This is a genomic window from Paracoccus cavernae (assembly GCF_042430175.1).
Classification (GTDB): Bacteria; Pseudomonadota; Alphaproteobacteria; order Rhodobacterales; family Rhodobacteraceae; genus Paracoccus; species Paracoccus cavernae.
Window position 1 is genome coordinate 1 of record NZ_JBHMDZ010000036.1, and the last position, 18,678, is coordinate 18,678.

At 59.6% G+C, this 18,678-nt stretch carries 13 protein-coding genes and 2 pseudogenes; 6 read left to right on the forward strand and 9 right to left on the reverse strand.

Translation table 11 applies throughout. The annotated features are described in order from the left end of the window. Positions 1 to 637, reverse strand: a 637-nt coding sequence (locus ACFFUC_RS12845) for a GNAT family protein (protein WP_512699900.1), incomplete at its 3' end; no start/stop codon positions are given. On the opposite strand from ACFFUC_RS12845, the pseudogene ACFFUC_RS12850 reads away from it, so the two are divergent. After that, a pseudogene (locus tag ACFFUC_RS12850) lies at positions 557 to 1,120 on the forward strand (IS5 family transposase); the annotation flags it as partial. The gene ACFFUC_RS12845 and the pseudogene ACFFUC_RS12850 sit on opposite strands and share 81 nt — an antisense overlap. Positions 1,121 to 1,424: 304 nt before the next feature. On the opposite strand, the pseudogene ACFFUC_RS12855 reads toward ACFFUC_RS12850, so the two are convergent. Both ACFFUC_RS12855 and ACFFUC_RS12860 read right to left on the reverse strand, forming a co-directional pair. Next, positions 1,425 to 2,443 (reverse strand): annotated as a pseudogene (locus tag ACFFUC_RS12855) (IS110 family RNA-guided transposase). Positions 2,444 to 2,539: 96 nt separating this feature from the next. Further along, positions 2,540 to 4,702, reverse strand: coding sequence for a catalase (locus tag ACFFUC_RS12860; protein ID WP_377686791.1), 2,163 nt, complete (start codon positions 4,700 to 4,702; stop codon positions 2,540 to 2,542). A gap of 310 nt (positions 4,703 to 5,012) precedes the next feature. Between ACFFUC_RS12860 and ACFFUC_RS12865 the strand changes: the two genes are divergently transcribed. From ACFFUC_RS12865 to pdeM, 4 genes are read left to right on the forward strand one after another with little or no spacing between them, the layout of a single operon-like run. Further along, complete coding sequence (locus ACFFUC_RS12865) at positions 5,013 to 6,002, forward strand: ligase-associated DNA damage response exonuclease (protein ID WP_377686813.1); 990 nt, start codon at positions 5,013 to 5,015, stop codon at positions 6,000 to 6,002. After that, a complete protein-coding gene (locus tag ACFFUC_RS12870) occupies positions 5,999 to 7,543 on the forward strand; it encodes a cisplatin damage response ATP-dependent DNA ligase (protein ID WP_377686793.1) in 1,545 nt (514 codons plus the stop codon). Before ACFFUC_RS12865 ends, ACFFUC_RS12870 begins: the two co-directional genes overlap by 4 nt. Further along, complete coding sequence (locus ACFFUC_RS12875) at positions 7,540 to 9,948, forward strand: ligase-associated DNA damage response DEXH box helicase (protein ID WP_377686795.1); 2,409 nt, start codon at positions 7,540 to 7,542, stop codon at positions 9,946 to 9,948. Before ACFFUC_RS12870 ends, ACFFUC_RS12875 begins: the two co-directional genes overlap by 4 nt. Continuing rightward, on the forward strand, positions 9,938 to 10,585 hold the full coding sequence (gene pdeM, locus ACFFUC_RS12880; protein ID WP_377686797.1) for a ligase-associated DNA damage response endonuclease PdeM: 648 nt from the start codon (positions 9,938 to 9,940) through the stop codon (positions 10,583 to 10,585). The genes ACFFUC_RS12875 and pdeM overlap by 11 nt, the downstream gene beginning before the upstream one ends. A gap of 59 nt (positions 10,586 to 10,644) precedes the next feature. Here pdeM and ACFFUC_RS12885 read toward each other — a convergent pair whose 3' ends face one another. Then, positions 10,645 to 11,739, reverse strand: a complete 1,095-nt coding sequence (locus ACFFUC_RS12885; protein ID WP_377686799.1) for a hypothetical protein — start codon at positions 11,737 to 11,739, stop codon at positions 10,645 to 10,647. A 658-nt stretch (positions 11,740 to 12,397) separates the two neighbouring features. On the opposite strand from ACFFUC_RS12885, the gene ACFFUC_RS12890 reads away from it, so the two are divergent. Further along, positions 12,398 to 12,874 (forward strand): ferritin-like domain-containing protein, encoded by a 477-nt coding sequence (locus tag ACFFUC_RS12890; protein ID WP_377686801.1) that lies wholly within the window; start codon positions 12,398 to 12,400, stop codon positions 12,872 to 12,874. Between the two features lie 78 nt (positions 12,875 to 12,952). Here ACFFUC_RS12890 and ACFFUC_RS12895 read toward each other — a convergent pair whose 3' ends face one another. The 5 genes from ACFFUC_RS12895 to ACFFUC_RS12915 all read right to left on the reverse strand — a co-directional run. Continuing rightward, complete coding sequence (locus tag ACFFUC_RS12895; RefSeq protein ID WP_377686803.1) at positions 12,953 to 14,401, reverse strand: UdgX family uracil-DNA binding protein; 1,449 nt, start codon at positions 14,399 to 14,401, stop codon at positions 12,953 to 12,955. Beyond that, positions 14,401 to 15,633: a putative DNA modification/repair radical SAM protein gene (locus tag ACFFUC_RS12900; protein WP_377686805.1), complete on the reverse strand. Its 1,233-nt coding sequence runs from the start codon at positions 15,631 to 15,633 to the stop codon at positions 14,401 to 14,403. The genes ACFFUC_RS12895 and ACFFUC_RS12900 overlap by 1 nt, the downstream gene beginning before the upstream one ends. A 57-nt stretch (positions 15,634 to 15,690) precedes the next feature. Further along, positions 15,691 to 16,914: an NAD(P)/FAD-dependent oxidoreductase gene (locus ACFFUC_RS12905; RefSeq protein ID WP_377686807.1), complete on the reverse strand. Its 1,224-nt coding sequence runs from the start codon at positions 16,912 to 16,914 to the stop codon at positions 15,691 to 15,693. 235 nt (positions 16,915 to 17,149) lie between these two features. Further along, positions 17,150 to 17,623 (reverse strand): pyridoxamine 5'-phosphate oxidase family protein, encoded by a 474-nt coding sequence (locus tag ACFFUC_RS12910; protein WP_377686809.1) that lies wholly within the window; start codon positions 17,621 to 17,623, stop codon positions 17,150 to 17,152. Between the two features lie 70 nt (positions 17,624 to 17,693). Next, a partial coding sequence (locus tag ACFFUC_RS12915) for a PAS domain S-box protein (RefSeq protein ID WP_377686811.1) occupies positions 17,694 to 18,678 on the reverse strand: 985 nt, incomplete at its 5' end.

The following is an 18,678-nucleotide window of genomic DNA, read 5'->3' on the forward strand; positions in this document are numbered from 1 at the left end:
ACTGTTTTCTGATCCTCCTCAGTCTCGTCGCCACAAGCGCTCGACACGCTTGTCGTTCACCTGCCACCCGGCATCCCGCAACATTCTCGATCAATCCATAGGGACGCACACCGCGGGTCAGGTTGGGTACAACGACAAGCGTGCAGGATGCGACGATTGCGCTATCCATCTCTGCTATGAAGATCGCGCTTCCCTGATAGGCTTGGAAGCGGCCAAAGCTTGCCTCCAGCGCTGCGCGATCTGGTTGCGGATCTTCGGGATGCAGATGGCGATAGAGCTCGGCGATCTGTTGGAGATCGCGGTGGTTTGCGCTTCGGGTTCGGGGCCGTGTCTCTGCCATGCTTTTGAGCATGACGGAGGCTTTGCCTTTTTCCCAGCTTCGTTTTTCATTTATGAACGCAAAAAGCGCCCATTTTGGGCGCTGTTTTTTTGGATATTGGTTGCGGGGACAGGATTTGAACACTGTTTCGCAATATCCAAGGTCCTCGGAATACCTATGCGAAGATAGTTCGAGTTCGAATCTCGTTCCTAAGCCGCTCTTGGAAATCACCAGGCAGGGATCAACTCTCTCGGCGACGGGGAATGGCTGGCGTGCAGGCATGGCACGCATCGTCGCCGCCAGAATCGCAAAGTCCATTCGGCTATGGACACGGACACCGGCGACATTCGGGCGGTGAAATTTACCTCGAGCCGCAAAGATGACAGCCCGGTTCTACCCCAGCTTTTGAGCCAGATCCCGCTGGATGAGGACATCGGGACCGTGACGGGCGACGGTGCCTTCGATACACGGCGCTGCCACAGCGCAATTCTGGATCGTAGCGGCACGACGATCATACCCATCCGCAGAAACGGTCGCCTGTGGAAGGAGGACTGTCCAGCCGCCAGAGTACGCAACGATATCCTGCGTGCGACCAAGCGCTTCGGCCGGTCCACTTGGAAGCAATGGGCGGGTTATCATCTCCGAAGCCGGATCGAGGCGAAGATGCGGTGCGTCAGATCCTTCGGCGAGCGCATCGCCTCACGCGATCCCTATCGTCAGACCACCGAAATCCAGATCTGCATCGCGCTGATGAACCGTTTCCGTGCCCTCTGCGCTACCGAGATTGAGCGCGTAACTTAAGCCTGAACGGGAAAGGGGGAATTTCGAACTCGCTCCGAACTCAGCAACATGTATAAGCGCCCTCTGCGCAAGAGGGTTTGTGGAGCAGTTTCGCGCGCTGTCGGGTGCTGACATGTATCCGGGCTCTCTTGCGGCCATCGTCATGCCGCCGGCCCGTATGGTGTTCGCGGATCAGGTCGCATATCAGCGCCGCGTGCTCGAAGGCACTTTGTTGCAGGCTGATCTCTCTGATCCCGTCTTACGGCCGTTGCGCCAAACGTCTCCTTGCCCTCTTTTGCTCCAACGTCCTCGCGACCTTGACGGCTTATGCCGCTGCAGCCGGAGCTTGTATACGTCACCGTGGTCCATCATAGCCCAGACGATGCGCGCCATGTTGTTCGCCAGAGTCACCCGCACCAGCATCGGCGGCTTGCGCGTTAGCATACCGCCCAACCAGGTGCCTGGTCGTGTCGAGACATGCACGTGCCGTTTGATTATCACGCTCTTGGCGTCGATGATCAGCAGTCGCCGCAGAGCCCGTTCCCCGATCTTCGTCGTGGCGCCAAGCCGCTGTTTGCCGCCTGTCGAATGCTGGCGGGGCATGAGCCCGAGCCATGCTACAAAGTCCCGGCTTTTCCGGAATACTTCGGGCGAGGCGCCAGCGTGGCGATGGCCGTGGTGATCAGGGGCCGATGCCCGGGATCGTCATCAGGCGCAGTGCGACCTCGTTTCCCTTGGCCCGTCGGCTGATCTCTGCGTCCAGCTTCCCGATCTCCGTCTCGAGGTGCCATAGCGCCGCAACCCGCACATCAAGCGTGGCGCGGGCCTCGGCAGGCAGGCCGCTGTCCAGGTCTACGATTATCGCAATCAGCCGCGCAGCATTTGCAGCACCCTGTGGCACGATCTGACCGAACTCGCCCAAATGCCCACGCAGGGCGTTGATCGCCTGTGTGCGCTGCCGGATCAGAATCTCCCGCATGCGGAAGACCATCGCTGCCACTTGCGTCTCTGCACTCTTCACCGGCACGAAGCGCATCGTCGGGCGCTGAGGCGCTTCGCAGATCGCCTCTGCAACAGCGGCATCATTCTTCTGGCGCTTGACGAAGGGTTTCACTTTGGCGGGAGGGATCCACCGCACCTCGTGCCCGAGCTTGCCAAAGCTCGCTGCCCCAGAGTTGTGCGCCGCCGCAGGCTTCCATCGCCACCGCACACGGCGCCAGGCGGCGAAAAAAAATCCAGAACCTGATCCCGTCTCAGCTTCATGCGCAGCGCCGCCCGCCCCGTGGCGTCGGCGCCATGCGCCTGAAACACATTCTTCGCCAGATCGAGCCCACCCGTGATTATCTCCGACCTGACCGCTCCCCTCTATGGATCTTGAGAGATCCACCTTGGCATACAGATGCCGTCAGGCGGTGGTTACATCATCAACGCTCTGTGCGCTCATGGTGTCGGTCGCAACACTTCCTCGCGAACCCAGGCGCGGTCGGCCAACTTAGCGATGATGCCCTTGGCGTCTTTATGGTCCAATGTGAACTCGTCCTGACCCCCATTGGCTTTGTCGAGAATCTTGCGGCCGCCTGGGCAGAGGCCTAGAGCCTTGAGATGGCTCCATGCCAAGGCTGCAAATTCAAGCGCTGCGGGATCTTGGATCAGCGCTTCGTAGCCCTCTTTGCCTGTAGTGATGACCACCGCGTCGAAAATGAGCGAAGGCGTGCCGGCAAGCTGGCCGTCAGCCGGAAGAACGGAGCCGTCCGACAGCTTGGCGCCGCCAACCTTCTGGCTGACGATCATGCAGCTTGCGCCGGCCGCTTCGGCCTCGGCTTGAAGCGCCTTTACGACCGCAACATCTGCTCCATCGCCAACCAAAACGCCCAGCTTGCGCCCTTTAGGCGCAGGCGGCTTGTGTTTCAGGATCGACAGCGCTGGTGAGGGCGGCAGATCCACCGCTTGCCTTGCGGCCGGAGCAGCGCCCGGAAGCTTGTCCACGCCAAGGCCGTTTGCGACCCGCTGCGCCACCTCGTCGTCGATGTTGCGCAACTGTGCGAGGACGGCTTCGCGGACGGCTTTGATGCCGACCTTGGACAGCTCGAACACCAGCGCTCCTATGACATGATTGAGCTCTGGCTTTGACAGCGACCGCAGAAACATGCGCGGTTGGCTATAGTGATCGGCAAAAGTCTCCGAACGCAGCCGAACCTTCTGGGTCGCATCATTGCCCAAGGCGTCCGTGTCGGTGGTGCTTTGAAAGCCGCCCTTCGCATCGGCCCGAGGTCCGCCGATTTCTCCGGCCTTGGCAAGCGAGTTCGGCTCGTAATTGGCGCGGCCTTTCGGGACCTGCGTTTGGATCATACCGTCGCGCTGGAAGTTGTGCATGGGGCAGCGCGGAGCATTGATCGGGATCTGATGGAAGTTCGTGGTCCCCAGCCTGGATTTTTGCGTATCGAGATAGGAAAACAGCCGCCCCTGCAGAAGAGGATCTGCCGAAAAATCCATACCTGGCAGAATATTCGACGGCAGAAAGGCGACTTGATCGTTTTCGGCAAAATGGTTGTCGGGGTTACGGTTCAAGGTCATCGTCCCGATCAGCTGGACCGGCACTTCTTCCTCGGGGATCAACTTGGTCGCATCGAGGATGTCATAAGGCTGTCTGGCCGCCCAATCGGGGTCGATAACCTGAATGCCCAGATCCCATTCGGGATAGCTTCCCGCATTGATCGCCTCATAGAGGTCGCGGCGGTGGAAATCGTTATCGGCACCCTGAAGTTTCGCGGATTCGTCCCAGATCAGCGACTGGATGCCCGAACGCGGCTTCCAGTGATAGCGGACGAACGACCCTTTACCCTCGGAGTTGATCAGGCGGAAGGTGTGGATGCCAAAGCCTTCCATGAAACGCAGGCTGCGCGGAATGCCACGATCGGACATGGCCCACATCACATTGTGAAGCGTTTCCGGCATCAGCGAAACAAAATCCCAGAAGGTGTCATGGGCTGAAGCGGCCTGCGGATAGCCGCGGTCAGCTTCCATTTTCACCGAATGGACGAGATCGGGAAACTTCATCGCATCCTGGATGAAGAAGATCGGCGTGTTGTTGCCAACGAGATCCCAATTGCCTTCTTCGGTATAGAACTTCACCGCAAAGCCGCGAATGTCGCGTGGCGTATCGACCGAGCCAGCCCCGCCCGCCACGGTCGAGAAGCGAACGAACACATCGCAGCTGTTGCCCTTTTTCTGGAACAGCGCGGCGCGGGTCAGTTCGGGAATTGCCTTGTTGACCGTAAACGTGCCGTGTGCGACCGAGCCGCGCGCATGGACAATCCGCTCTGGGATCCGCTCATGGTCAAAGTGAAAGATCTTTTCGCGCAGGACGAGATCTTCAAGAAGCGTGGGTCCGCGCGTCCCGGCTTTGAGGCTGTTCTGGTTGTCCGCAATCGGCACCCCGTGGTTCGTGGTCAGACGGACGGCCTTGTCATCCGTCACCTGGTGGAGTTCGCCACCGTTGCCGGTTTCTCGCACAAACGGCGCGCTGATCGGGTCACTGTTGGTGCCATTTTGCTCCGGCACAGAAGCAGGGTTCTTTTCCGCATGGGTGTTCGATTTCGCCATAGCTTCCTCTCCTACGGGTGGCCTAACACATTCAGGTCCGCCAAGGTGTCAGCGGCACTGCGATCCTCGTTCCCCCTCAACGCGTCGCGAAGGACTTTGTTCACCTGTTGGGGGGGAAACTCTAGGAGCACGTCAGCTATGCGCCCCTGAGGTGACTAACTTAAGCATGGGTGCAGACAAAAATTGGACTGTTTTCAAGACATGAGGCACTTGCATAGCTATCTTATGTCTTTGCAAGTCAGTTGTTCCGACCCAGTTATCCCAAGATGATCCCGCCCCCGTCGGTCAAGCGCAAGGGAACCCCCAGATGATCCGCGCCGAAGAGATTTTGCACCCTCGCCCCGAAGGCCTTTATTGCCCGCTTGGCGATTTCTTCATCGACCCGATCCGCCCTGTCGAGCGCGCCTTGATCACCCATGCCCATGCCGATCACGCGCGCGCGGGCCATGGCAAGGTCTTGGCCAGCCGCCAGACCCTCGAGATCATGGCGATCCGCTATGGCGAGGATTTTGCCCGCGAAACCCAAGCGGCCGAGGGCGAAATCGCCCTGGGCGATGTCTCGGCCAGCTTTCATCCGGCGGGGCATATTCTGGGGTCGTGCCAGATCCGGCTGCTGCCGAAATCGGGGCCACGCATTGTCGTCTCAGGCGATTACAGCCGCAGGCCCAATCCGGTTTGTGCGCCCTTCACGCCGCTGGAATGCGAGGTTTTCATCACCGAGGCCACCTTCGGCCTGCCCGTGTTCCGCCACCCGGACCCCGCGTTTGAAATCGCCAAACTTCTGCGCAGCATGGAGGAATTCCCCGACCGTCACCACTTGATCGGAGGCTATGCGCTTGGCAAGACCCAGCGCCTGATCGCGCTGTTGCGGGCGGCGGGTTATGACGCGCCGATCGGGCTTCACGGAGCGCTGATCCGGCTGTGCCAATACCATATCTCGCAAGGAATCGACTTGGGACATCTGGTGCGCGTCGATGATCCCTCGGGGCCGAGGCTGGTGATCGCGCCGCCCTCGGCTTTTTCGACGCCATGGGTCCAGAGATTCAAGGATCCGGTGATCGGCTATGCCTCGGGGTGGATGGGCATTCGCGCGCGGGCGCGGCAAAGGCGGGTGGAACTGCCGCTGGTGATCTCGGATCACGTCGATTGGCCGGAACTGACCGGCACGCTGCAAGAAATCGCGCCGCAAGAGGTCTGGGTCACCCACGGCACAGAAGACGGCGTACTGCGGTGGTGCGCGTTGAACCAACTGCCCGCAAAGCCGTTGCGTTTGGTGGGCTATGAAGATGAACCCGAATGAAAGACTTCGCCGCGCTTTTGGAACGGCTGGCTTTTACCGGTGCGCGCAACGGCAAGATCGCGCATTTGCAGCACTACCTGCAAACCGCGCAAGACCCTGACCGCGGCTGGGCTCTGGCCGCGATCACGGGCGAGCTGACCTTGCGCAATGTCAGCCCAAGCCTGCTGCGAAAGCTGATCGGCGAGAGGGTCGACCCGCAGCTATTCGCGTTGTCCTATGATTTCGTCGGCGATCTGGCCGAAACCATCGCGCTTTTATGGCCCGAACCCACCACCTACTCCGATATGCCGCTGTCGCAAGCGATTGCGGTCCTTCAGGCCACGGGGCGCAAGGGCACGGAAATCGCGGCGGTTCTGGACCAGCTGCCCAAAGATGAAAGGCTGGCCTTTCTGAAGCTTGCCACCGGCAACCTGCGCTTGGGAATGTCGGCGCGGCTGGCTCGGGTGGCGCTGTCGGGTTTGGGCGCGGTCGAGATCTCGCAGATCGAGGAAATCTGGCACGGTCTTACGCCCCCTTACGAGGACCTTTTCCACTGGCTCGCCGGTGGCGATCTGCCGCAAAACCACGCGAAAGCGCCATTTCGTCCGGTCATGCTCTCGACCCCAACCACGCTGGATGAACTCTCGGCCCGGCCGCCCGAACGTTACATGGCCGAATGGAAGTGGGACGGGATCCGCGTGCAGGCGGTGGCCGACGGCGATACGCGCAGGCTATATTCGCGCACGGGCGACGACATCTCGCAGGCCTTCCCCGACGTGATCGAGATGATGGATTTCGAGGGCGTGTTGGACGGCGAGCTTCTGGTCGCGCACAATGGCGAGATCGCGGCCTTTGGCGAGTTGCAGCGCCGCTTGGGCCGCAAAACCGTGACCCGCGCGTTATGCGAGGAACTGCCCGCGCATCTGCGCCTTTACGATCTGCTGTCGTGGCAGGGCGAGGATTTCCGGCCCGAGCCGCTGTCCCTTCGCCGCGCCAAGCTGGAAAACCTGCACCTGCCCCATGCCGCGATTGATCTTTCGCCGCGGCTGGATTTCGCCTCTTGGGACGATCTCGCCGCCCTTCGCGCCGCCCCGCCCTCGGTGGTGATCGAGGGCGTGATGATCAAGGACCTCAACAGTGCCTATGTCGGCGGGCGACCGCGCGGGCCGTGGTTCAAGTGGAAGCGCGACGCGATGCGGCTGGATGCGGTGCTGCTTTACGCGCAATCGGGGCATGGCAAACGCTCGGGCTTTTACAGCGATTTCACCTTCGGCCTTTGGCATGACGGCGACCTTGTTCCGGTCGGCAAAGCATATTTCGGCTTCACCGATGAAGAACTGCGCGAGCTTGACCGTTTCGTGCGCAAAAACACCACCCAGCGCTTCGGCCCCGTGCGGCAGGTCGCGCCGGAACTGGTGCTTGAAGTCGCGTTCGAGGGCGTCAACCGCTCGGCCCGTCACAAGGCTGGGTTGGCGATGCGGTTTCCCCGCATTGCGCGCATCCGCTGGGACAAACCCGCAGCTGAGGCCGACCATCTTTCCGCGCTCGAGGCTTTGCTATGACCACGCTCCCCGCGCGGTTTCGCGACTGGTTTGACGCGCAAGGCTGGCAGCCCCATCCGCATCAACTCGCGCTGTTGGATCAGACCGAAGACCATCTGCTGATCGCGCCGACAGGCGGCGGAAAGACGCTGGCGGGGTTTCTGCCCTCGCTGATCGACCTGTCCGGACAGCCCCATCAGGGCCTCCATACGCTTTACGTGTCCCCCCTGAAGGCGCTGACGGTCGATGTTGCGCGCAATCTCAACCGCCCGATTGCCGATATGGCGCTGGAAATCCGCGTCGAGGACCGGACCGGCGACACGCCCTCGGCGCGGAGGGGGCGTCAGCGCGTCGATCCGCCCGCGATTTTGCTGACGACGCCCGAAAGCCTGACCTTGATGCTGACCTATCCCGAGGCCGCGAAAATCTTCGGCAATCTCAGGCGCGTCGTTTTGGACGAGTTGCACGCTTTGGCCGAGAGCAAACGCGGCGATCAGCTGATGCTGGCCCTTGCAAGACTGCGCCATCTTGCGCCCGGACTGGTCACGACAGGGCTTTCGGCGACGGTCGATCACCCCAAGGATCTTGCGGCTTTCATGGGGGGCGCGCGGCTTTTGATTTCCGACACCGGCCCCAAACCCGATGTCGCGCTTTTGCCGACCACGCTGCCTGCCCCTTGGGCGGGGGCCGGCGGGCGCTATGCCGTGCCCGATGTTCTGCGCGCGATTGAAGCCGCAAATGCGAGCATCATTTTCATCAACACCCGCGCCCAAGCCGAGCTGTTTTTCCAAGCCCTCTGGCTTGCCAACGAGGCATCCTTGCCGATTGCCCTTCACCACGGCTCGCTTGCGCGCGAGCAACGCGCCAAGGTCGAAGATGCGATGGCGGCGGGCGCCTTGCGCGCGGTCGTCGCGACCGGCAGCCTTGATCTGGGCATTGATTGGGGCAATGTCGATCAGGTTATCCAGATCGGCGCGCCCCATCAAATCAAGCGCTTGGCGCAAAGGATCGGGCGCTCGAACCACCAATACGACCGCCCCTCGGTGGCGCGGTTGGTGCCTGTCAACCGCTTCGATACAATCGAATGTATCGCCGCGATTGATGCCTTGGCCGAGGGTCAACTGGACGGCAGCCCCCGCCCCTCGGGCCCGCTGGAGGTTCTTTGCCAGCATATCCTGAACACCGCCTGCGCCGGTCCTTTTGACGCCGGCGACCTGTTTGCCGAGGTCAAAACCGCAGGCCCCTACCGCGATCTGAGCCGCGCCGATTTCGACCGCTGCCTCGATTTCGCCGCGACCGGAGGTTATTCGCTGCGTGCCTATGAACGCTGGCAGCGCCTGATCTTGGTCAACGGAAGATGGCAGTTGCGCGACCCACGCACCGCACGGCTCTTGCGCATGAATATCGGGACGATCATCGGTCAGGAAATGGTCAGCGTCCGGATTCGCGGGCGTGGCGGCGGCGCGCTTGGCGAGGTCGAGGAAAGCTTTGCCGCCACGCTTGTGCCCGGCGATACGTTCCTGATCGGCGGCAAAACCGTACGCTACGACCGCATGCACGAGCTGACCATCGAGGTAACGCCCCAGCCCGCGCGCCAGCCCAAGATCGCGGCTTTCAGCGGGCAAACTTTTTCGACCTCGCTCGAACTTTCGACCCGCGTTTTCGATATCATTAGCACGCCCAAGACGTGGTCGCGCCTACCTCCGCCCGTCAGGGCCTGGCTGGATCTGCAGGCGCGCATCAGCGCCCTGCCCGCCCGCGATCATCTGTTATGCGAAAGCTTTCCCTATCAGGGCCGCGAATATCTGGTGATTTACGGCTTTGCGGGGCGTAATGCGCATCAGACGCTCGGCCTTTTGCTGACCCGCCAGATGGAGGATCTGGGCCTGCATCCCTTGGGCTTTCTGGCGACCGATCACGCGCTTCTTGTCAATGGGCTGGATCAGGTCAGCGACATCGCCCCCTTGCTGGATGCGCAGCTTATTGCGGAAAATTTTGATGAGTGGTTGGGCGAGACTTCGCTTTTGCGCCGCTCGTTCCGCAATGTCGCGACGATTGCGGGGCTGTTGCAACGCAACCAGATCGGGGCGCGCAAAACGGGTAAGCAGACCAGCTTTTCCAGAGACATCATCTATGATGCGCTGCGCCGCCATGAACCCGACCACCTACTGCTGCAAGCGACCGCCCAAGATATCCGCCACGGTTTGCTGGATTTCTCTCGCATCCAAGAGGCGCTTTTGCAATTCCCGACCCCCAAACTGGTGCGGCTTGACCGCCCCTCGCCCTTGGCCGCGCCTTTGCTGTTGGAGATGGGCCGCATTAAGATCCTCGGCGCGGGATCAGAGGCCGCGGCACAGCGCATGGCGCAGCAATTAATGGCGGAATCCGGCCTTGATACCATCCGCGAGGATGCCGATGACGCCTGAGGGTTTCGCCTTTTCTTTCTCGGAAACGGGCTTTGTCGCGCGCCCCTCCGGCGCGCTTTATTGGCCCCAAAAGCGCACGCTGGTCGTCAGCGATCTGCATCTGGGCAAAAGCACGCGCTATGCCCGCCAGCGCCATATCCTGCTGCCGCCTTACGAGATCGAGGAAACGCTGAACCGGCTCGAGCGCGAAATCTCCCTGCTTTCGCCCGAAACCGTGATCTCGCTTGGCGATAGTTTCGACGACCACACCGCGATCAGCGAAATCGGCGCGCCGCATCTGGCGCGGCTGGACCGCCTCACCCGCCAGCATGACTGGATCTGGATCACCGGCAATCACGACCCGAACAGCCAAGCCCTGCCCTTTGGCGGTGTGGTCCGGCATGATGTTGGCACCCGCCCGATCTTTCGCCACATCAAAGGCGACGGCCCCGATGTCTCGGGCCATCTACACCCCGTCTATCCGCTGGCAGGGCGCCGGTTTCGCAGCTTCGTCGTCACCGATCATCACCTGATCATGCCCGCTTTCGGCAGCTATACCGGCGGGCTTTCGCTAAGCGATCCCGCCTTTCAAGGCTGGACGAGCAGCGGGCGCGCGCTTTTGTGCGGGGAAGCCGTTTTCGAGGTGCCGCTGCCCTGAACGACGAAGCCCGAGCGTCAACCGCCCGGGCTTCTTCATTTCCTCAAGAGGGGCCGGCTTTAGCGGCGGCGGTGGCTCAAGCCGCCCCAAATGCGGCCCTCGTCACGATGCTCGCCGCCCCGCGTCGCGCCGATATAGGACGCAGCAGCGGCAACCAAAGCGGCAGCGGCCAGCAGGAAGGCAGTCAGAATGCCGGCGACACGCGCTTCTTCGGCGGCTTTCGTGGCCTCCGCTTTGGCCTCGTCCGCAGCTTTTTGCGCATCGGCTTTCATCTGCTCGATCTGGGCTTTCGCCTCATCGACCTTTTTCTGGGCCGCATCGCGGATCGCTTGCGCGCGCTGTTGGGCCTGATCGACGCGGGCATCAACCTCCGACGGGCTCAGACCGGTTTGGGCCGCAACCACTTGGCGAAGATAGGCTTTGTCTTCATCGCTGATCTCGCCGGTGCGGATCAGGTTCATGAGGATCTGGCCGATTTCCTCTTTGGCATTGCCGGGCTGGCCGGTCATAGGGCCGGGCACGTTTTCAGCCGGACGCAGCAAACTATCCGAGATGTAATCCATCGGATTTGCGCTGAGGCCGTTGGGCATCGACTGCTCGATCGTGGGGGCCACGGCTTGGCCCGCACCCTGCGCGACCCCGCCAACCAACTGGCCCGCGCCCGAGACAACGCCGCCGGCCAATTGGCCTGCGCCCTGCGCCACGCCACCCACGGCAGAGCCCGCCGCTTCCAAGGTGGTTCCCGCAACGCTGCCGACGGCTTTCACCGTCCCGGTGACGGCACTGCTCAAAACCAGCGCGCTCAAGATCGTGCCGAGGCCCCAGACAACGAGACCATGCATTCCGTCGCGGACCTTGATTTCGTCGGGGGTCGCGTCATCAACACGCCTGCGAAGCCGACCGGCGATATAGCCGCCAAGCATGTAGACAAGGACCATCGAGATGACCGCAAACAGCGCCGTCAGGATGAGCCCGTATATGCTGATCCCGCCATTCTCGTCAAACGAGACCGAGCCGAGCCCGATAGCCGCACCGAATGCGCTGAAGACAATCGACGCGCCGACGGCGACCACGGTACCTGCGACGACGGCGCCAAGATCAACATAACCCCGATCGCTGACGGGAGGTTTTCCTCCGGGAATGGTGTCCGACATTAGCGCAACCCCACCATGCCAAGGATGAATAGGACGATAACGACAAGGCCGACGAGATAAATGATGCTGTTCATAATGACTCCTTCACTGCATCCCGAAGATAATGGAAGCGGCGTGTCCGGGAAGAATGGGATCGGTGCGTCTTAGAAAGCTTCCATTAAGGCAACGTGATCAAAGGACTGTGGTTCCAAAGTCTCGGCCATGAGATAATATGAGTTTAGTGGTAGTCTTTCACCGGTGGCGGCCCCCCCCGCATCAAGCACTCTCCTATTGGGCGAAGCGTGGTCTGTGTGCTCGGGTTGCAGCTTTGTTCGGTGGCCGCCCTAATTTTCCTTTGAGAGAGAGGTTATCCACCCTCACACAGGCATGGTACGTCGAGCTATGGGTGCGGTAATGTCTTGCATACCCTGGTCTTCCCACTTCAGAGTAATGCGGAAAGTTTCGAACCACGTCCCCAGATATCGCTGAAGATAAAGGTGCGGGAGGGTGGCGATACTTTTGGGCCTGACCACTCGGAATTCTCCTGCGCAGGTTGCGATTAGGAGCACGCGCCTGCCCCCTTTCGGATACCAATGGAACAAACCTCCGAGAAAGACCGTTGGTTCAAGGTCCGATTTGATCGGCTTGTGATCGAGCCGGTAAATGAAAGGTTTGTAAAATGGAAAAATCACCCACGACACAAGGCGACCATCAAATTAATCGTAAGAAAATGATCGAACTCCTGAACGAGGACCTTGCACGAGAGTATCAAGCGATCATTGCTTACGTCGTCTACTCACAGGTCATCACGGGCGCCGAATATATGACGATTGCTCGTGAGCTTGAAAACCACGCAAAGGAAGAGCTCCAACATGCGCTGAGAATTTCCAAACAGATCGACTATCTCGGCGGCGTGCCCACGGTTGTTCCAAAGCCTGTGAAAATGTCCGAGAATGCAAAGGATCTTCTTAAATTCGATCTCGACAACGAAATCGAAACCATTCGGAATTACCGCCAGCGCATTCGTCAATGCGAAGCTTTGGGCGAATTTGCACTGGCAGAAACACTTCGAGAAATCCTGGTCCAGGAACAGGACCACGCCATCGAGCTCGCCACGGCTTTGGGCGTTCCGGTCCCTCCAATAGACGGTGCTTGACGCCGCCGCGCAGGGCAACCGAACATCACCGACGTTAGGCTTCGCCTTCCGCCAATGCGTGACCACCCGAAACCCGTGCTAGGGTCTCCCATGCAGCCGCAAAGTTTGAGACTGCAATAGGCCTGCTGCGTATTTGAGGTCACCTTTAAACTGCGCTAAAGCCTTGAGTTTGGCCGGCCCGTTCAGCCGCAGAATAAAGCTCGGATGCCACGTTATCAGCACGGGGCCGCCGTCAAGCGCAGTTTCCACATTGCCGCGCCGAGGGGAAAGCGGGGCTCGGTTGCCGGTTAGGGAAGACGCGGCAGTTGCGCCAAGCGCGACAGTCAAGCGGGGCGATAGAAGGCGACGCTCGAGGTCGAGCCACCAGCGGCAATGTTTAATTTCCCCTTCATTCGGGCTTTGGTGCAGGCGTCGCTTGCCTCGAGAGACGAATTTGAAATGCTTTACGGCATTGCTCAACCAGATCTCTTCCGCCGCAAGTCCTACATCCTCGAGGTTGGTGCGCAACAAGCGCCCTGCGGGACCCACAAAGGGGCGGCCTGCAAGATCCTCTTGATCACCTGGCGCCTCTCCAAGGATCATAAGCGAGGCGTTGACCGGCCCTTCGCCCCAGACAGTCTGGGTCGCATCGTGGCAGAGGGAACAACGCGTACACGAGGCCGCTTGCTTTTGTGCCTCTTGCATTGTGTTCGGTTCGCTGGAAGGGGACGGAACCCTCACCGACGCCGTCACCTTGGCGGCGAAAGCCGGAGGATTACTCATTCCCGCCTCAGCCATAGCTTTGACCCGCCGCGGTGCATCGGCAAGCATTTCCTCGATCAACTTCGTTTCCGGCAGGTTTTTCCAGTATTTGAGGGGCATTTCAGATTTCATCGCTTTGATCTTCACCCTTGCCGGGTTGAAAATATTGATGAAGTAGGTCTGCCAAAGCTCATGGCTCGCATCGTGTGGCAGATCCGGCCGGACCTGCGGCTCCAAGAACCGCAATGCTCCGTCGAAACAAGCGACCCCCTCGGGCGTCGCAATCATCCAGTCCATATCCGCAAAACGACGGGCAAAAAACGGTGCGCCCGCCTGCAGGATGGGATGTTCCGGCTCAAACCAAGCAGCAAATGCTCGGCGCGGTCCCGCATTGTCCACCTCATGAAACCGCACGAAAGCATGCATCTTATGAAGATCCCTACGCACCGACTTCGCCAGTGCATTCAACCTGATCATTAACGGATCAGCGGGGTTGCCCCAGAAGTCGCGATTGTGTTGAAACCTGACCAATGCCTGATAAAGCAGCGCCCAACGCTCGGAGTCGGAGTGAAAGCCGACTGTCTTGGCAAGCGAAAGGAAATCGTGACTGGCGAGAACCTCGATTGACCCCGATGGTGGGATGGGCTCTGCCCCGAACAGGTCGGCCTGCATGCCTTCCTGCGCCCATTGGATATGCTCCCCTGCGATCCCGGCACCGGCCAAGCGCCGCGCCGCATCGCGCCAAGCGTCGAAGCGATCAAACCTCGGAAGGTCGACACGGATCATCAGAAAAGTGAAAGCTGTTCGGGAGGCGGTGCAAACCGATCCCGCAGCCCTTCGCTGTCGACCAGCGCCCCAGGATGCCAATCAGCCAAAGTCACGAAGGCGCGTGCCTTGGACATGCTTGCCCCCATCCGCAACAGGTCAGCAAATCGCAACGCCGTATTCCTGCGCGCAGCCAAGACCCGGCCAACGGTTTTTGTGCCGAAGCCAGGAACGCGCAAAAGCTCCTCTTTGCTGGCCCGCGCAACGTCAACCGGGAAGAGCGCACGGTTTGATAAGGCCCATGCCAGTTTGGGATCTATATCCAGATCAAGATTGCCGTCAGGACGCGTCCTGCCGATCTCATCGGCATCGAAGCCATAAAATCGCATCAGCCAGTCAGCCTGATAAAGTCTGTGCTCACGCAACAAAGGCGGCTTAATAAGGGGTAAAGCATGGGATGCGTGCGGGATCGGACTGAAGGCTGAATAATAGACCCGTTTTAGCGCATATCCTGTGTAAAGGTTTGCCGAGGTGCGCAAAATATCGCGGTCACTTGTCCCATCGGCGCCGACAATCATCTGCGTTGACTGCCCTGCCGGTGCAAAGCGCGGAGGGCGCCTGCCTGTAAAGCTGCGCTCTTTCGCGGCCTCGCGTGCAAGGCGCACATTCGCCATTGTGGACCGGATTGTCTCGGGGCGCTTTTCCGGCGCAAGCTGCTTGAGGCTTCGATCATTCGGCAGCTCGATATTAACGGAGATCCTGTCGGCAAGAAGACCGGCCTCGGAAACCAGCTCGGGGGCTGCGTCCGGAATGGTTTTCAAATGGATATAGCCCTTGAAACCATGCTCAACACGCAAGATCCGCGCGATACGAACCATGTCGCCCATAGTCTGGTCGGGGCTGCGAATGATGCCCGAGGACAGGAAAAGCCCTTCGATCATATTGCGGCGATAGAACTCCAGCGTCAGGGTGACGACCTCATCGGGCGTAAAGCGTGCCCGCTCGACATTGCTGCTGACCCGATTGATGCAGTAGGCGCAGTCATAAATGCAGAAATTTGTCATCAAAATCTTCAAAAGACTGATGCAGCGGCCATCTGGCGTATAGGCATGGCATATGCCGCTACCGCCCGCCGACCCGATCCCACCCGAACGCGAATCCCTCCGCGTCGTCCCGCTTGATGCGCATGAAGCATCGTACTTTGCGGCATCGGACAGGATAGCCAATTTTTGTTGAAGCGTCTTCTGAGCCATGTTCGAAGATGTATGTTCTTGATTTGTTCCAGTCAACCGGCTAATGCGACGCAAGGACTAGCGGAAGCGAAAAATGGCCTGGTCCGGATCCCCTTCCCCCGCGATCCATGCAGCGACGATCTGCGCCCCGATCATCGAAAAAGTGATACCGTTCCCGCCAAACCCCATGACGGCAAAGATCCGGTCAAATCCCGGCACTCTATCGATTATCGGCAACCCGTCGCGGGTCACGCTGAAAGGGGCAGCCCAGCTATAGGCAGGTCGACCGACCCTGACGCCTGTCAGGCTGAATAGCTTCTCTGCGATGATTTTGGCCTTGGCCTCGAGCTTTTCAGGGTCACTGTTCGTCGTTGCCGCTTCTTCGTCCTCACCGCCTGCAATAATTCGTCCGGCCGGATCGGTTCGAAAATATAAATAGGGATCGGAGGCCTCCCATCCGATCGTGGACTTCATCCATTCCGGCAGGTGCTTGATCGGACGCGAGGCAAGCGCCCAGGTCGAGGTCACATGATGGCTGGACGTTTGCATCTGCCGTAAATACTCGTAGCCAGTGCAAAAGACGGCATGCCCCGCCATGATGACCTGTCCGTCTCGTGTCGCCAGCGCGACCGCGCCGTTCATTTGCGCCATATCGGTCACCTCGACCGGAGAAACCAGCCGCGCCGTTCGACCTAGAGCAGCCTTCAACAATCCCGCCGTCAACTGGGCCGGATTGGCCGAAGCAGAATCCTGCGAGAGAACCGCCGCAGGACGATCCAGCCCGTAGCGAGCCAAAAGCTCGCCTTTGTTGAGGTATTCAGCTTCAATACCGATTTTCAAACGCGCTTCGACCTCTGCTTTCAGGGCCCGTGCACCCATGCTGTTGCCCGCCAAATAGAGCGCAGGCTTGGTTTCCATCGAGCAAGCAATACCAAGATCACCGGCGAGTGCGACCAGATCATGAACCGCACGAACCGAGCGCAGCCACGCGGCATTTGCCGCGCGAGCCCCAATTTGCTCTTGCAGTCGCGTCAAAGGAGTGTCGATTTCATGCTGGATCATGGCTGTCGACGCAGGCGTCGAGCCGCGAACCGCAGGACGCCGGTCGAGGATCAAAACATTTAATCCCTGCCGGCTCAGTGCCTCGGCAGTCAACGCGCCGCTGATGCCCGCACCAACGACCACAACATCGGCGTGATTTTTCGCAATGCGCTTGCTTGCATGAACACGGCTATGTGGCGTCTTTACCCAAAGTGGTGTGCCGATGCGTAGATCGTCTTCACGGGTGTCTGACTGCTCCATGATCGCTCCTGGGCCCTGAAAGATATTGGCACAACTTGCTCTAACCGCTCTGCAACGCGGTTGGTCCTGTCTGCCAGCTCAAAGATCGACGGGAAGATTTCTTAGCCCACACGATCGTTTAAGCCTCCTTTGGCACTGGAAAGCGCGACAGGTGCCACCGCAAACCACCCTAAAAAAGGCAACGGCATATCGCGAACGAAACCCGCACCAACACAGTTTTCTTGCAGTGTTTCAACTAACCTAAGCGGAGCGAGAATTTTTTGCCATAATCAGGCTTTGATTTACTCATTTTTGACTTCAGCAGCTCGTACAGAAAATGCAGACCGCTTTCGGGGCCAAGCCAAACCTCCGCCGAAGAGGGTTTAAATCGCAAAAGCACCAAATCGGGATCGTCCTTCCCGTCCTCAAACCAGGAGGCAGCAACTGCAGACCATACTTGATCCAACTTCGCGCGGTCGTTCGATATTTCGAGACGCCCTTTCACCTCGGCGTGAAGGCCATGAGCACTATCACTTACAATATAGCGCGCCTCTTCGCTCTTGACGCCGGCCTCGGCCATCTGTGTCCCTTTTGCGGTTATAAACCACAAGTTGCCATCCTCGGGCTCAACGCTATGAGACATCGGCAGAAAGGCTCCGCGTACTTCGAGCATACCCGCACGAATGTCCTCAAGCCTGTCCCAAAACTCCTCATGGTGATCGTCGCTCATCAGATCCTCCCGTAATGAAATTCATATGTGAGAACCCGCATTTTCTCGAATTGTTCCCGAAGGGATTGCTTCAAACGGTCGCCAGATCCTCCCACGCAGGAGCCGTCAATCGGCAGATCAGTCCCGTACTTTCGAACTCCATCATCACTTCGCCCATAAATTCGGCGGGAAGCACCTCCTTGATCAGGACCGATCCAAAGCCCGTTCCTCCCGACTCGGACACGGTTGGCCCTCCGGCTTCGCGCCACACAAATTTCAGTCCAGCGTCCTCGGAATATTGCCAGTCGATGCTGACAACACCGTCCTCCGCGCTCAAGGCACCGTACTTCGCGGCGTTTGTCGCGAGTTCATGAAGTCCTAGTGCAAATGCCAGTGCAGTTCTAGGTAACAGCAAGATTGGTGGCCCGGTGATGACGAACTGCTTGGCTGGATACGGAGCGATCACCTCATTGATGATGTCCCGAAGATCCGCGCCGTCGCGCTGCTCGTTTGTGACCAGATCCTGGGCCCGCGCCAATGCCATCAGCCGTGACCTGAACGTATCGGCTGCTTGGCCAAGGCCGTCGCCAAGGGTCTGACGGGCAATCGCCAAAACAGTGGTGAGGATGTTCTTGACGCGATGTTTCATTTCATGAACTAACACCGACTGCATCCGCTCCGCCCGCTTCCGCTGCGAAATATCCCGAGCGATCTTGGAGGCACCAACCACTTGGCCAGACTCGTCATAGACCGGAGCTACGGCAAGCGAAACTTCGACCAAACTACCATCCTTGCGTTTCCGGATAGTCTCATGTGGCAAGACTTCGTGACCACTCCGGATCTGATCGATAATTGCGGCCTCTTCTGCAGAACGGTCATTCGGGACCAGAATGGTCACCAATTCGCCGATCACCTCTTCGGCGACATAGCCGTAGAGCTTTTCAGCCCCTCCGTTCCAGCTGGTTATCCGCATTTCCAGGTCAGTGCTGAGAATGGCCATGGCGAGGAAACGCAAGTTGACCTGACGCTCCTTGCCGCGCCCGATCCGATCCACCGCTGTCTTCGTTCGGCATGGC

Bases quoted from the DNA above. Each gene is read 5' to 3' on its own strand.
- ACFFUC_RS12860 (WP_377686791.1), bottom strand. From the start codon at position 4,702: ATGGCGAAATCGAACACCCATGCGGAAAAGAACCCTGCTTCTGTGCCG.
- ACFFUC_RS12895 (WP_377686803.1), bottom strand. From the start codon at position 14,401: ATGATCCGTGTCGACCTTCCGAGGTTTGATCGCTTCGACGCTTGGCGC.
- pdeM (WP_377686797.1), top strand. From the start codon at position 9,938: ATGACGCCTGAGGGTTTCGCCTTTTCTTTCTCGGAAACGGGCTTTGTC.
- ACFFUC_RS12870 (WP_377686793.1), top strand. From the start codon at position 5,999: ATGAAAGACTTCGCCGCGCTTTTGGAACGGCTGGCTTTTACCGGTGCG.
- ACFFUC_RS12905 (WP_377686807.1), bottom strand. From the start codon at position 16,914: ATGGAGCAGTCAGACACCCGTGAAGACGATCTACGCATCGGCACACCA.
- ACFFUC_RS12875 (WP_377686795.1), top strand. From the start codon at position 7,540: ATGACCACGCTCCCCGCGCGGTTTCGCGACTGGTTTGACGCGCAAGGC.
- ACFFUC_RS12885 (WP_377686799.1), bottom strand. From the start codon at position 11,739: ATGTCGGACACCATTCCCGGAGGAAAACCTCCCGTCAGCGATCGGGGT.
- ACFFUC_RS12910 (WP_377686809.1), bottom strand. From the start codon at position 17,623: ATGAGCGACGATCACCATGAGGAGTTTTGGGACAGGCTTGAGGACATT.
- ACFFUC_RS12900 (WP_377686805.1), bottom strand. From the start codon at position 15,633: ATGGCTCAGAAGACGCTTCAACAAAAATTGGCTATCCTGTCCGATGCC.
- ACFFUC_RS12890 (WP_377686801.1), top strand. From the start codon at position 12,398: ATGGAAAAATCACCCACGACACAAGGCGACCATCAAATTAATCGTAAG.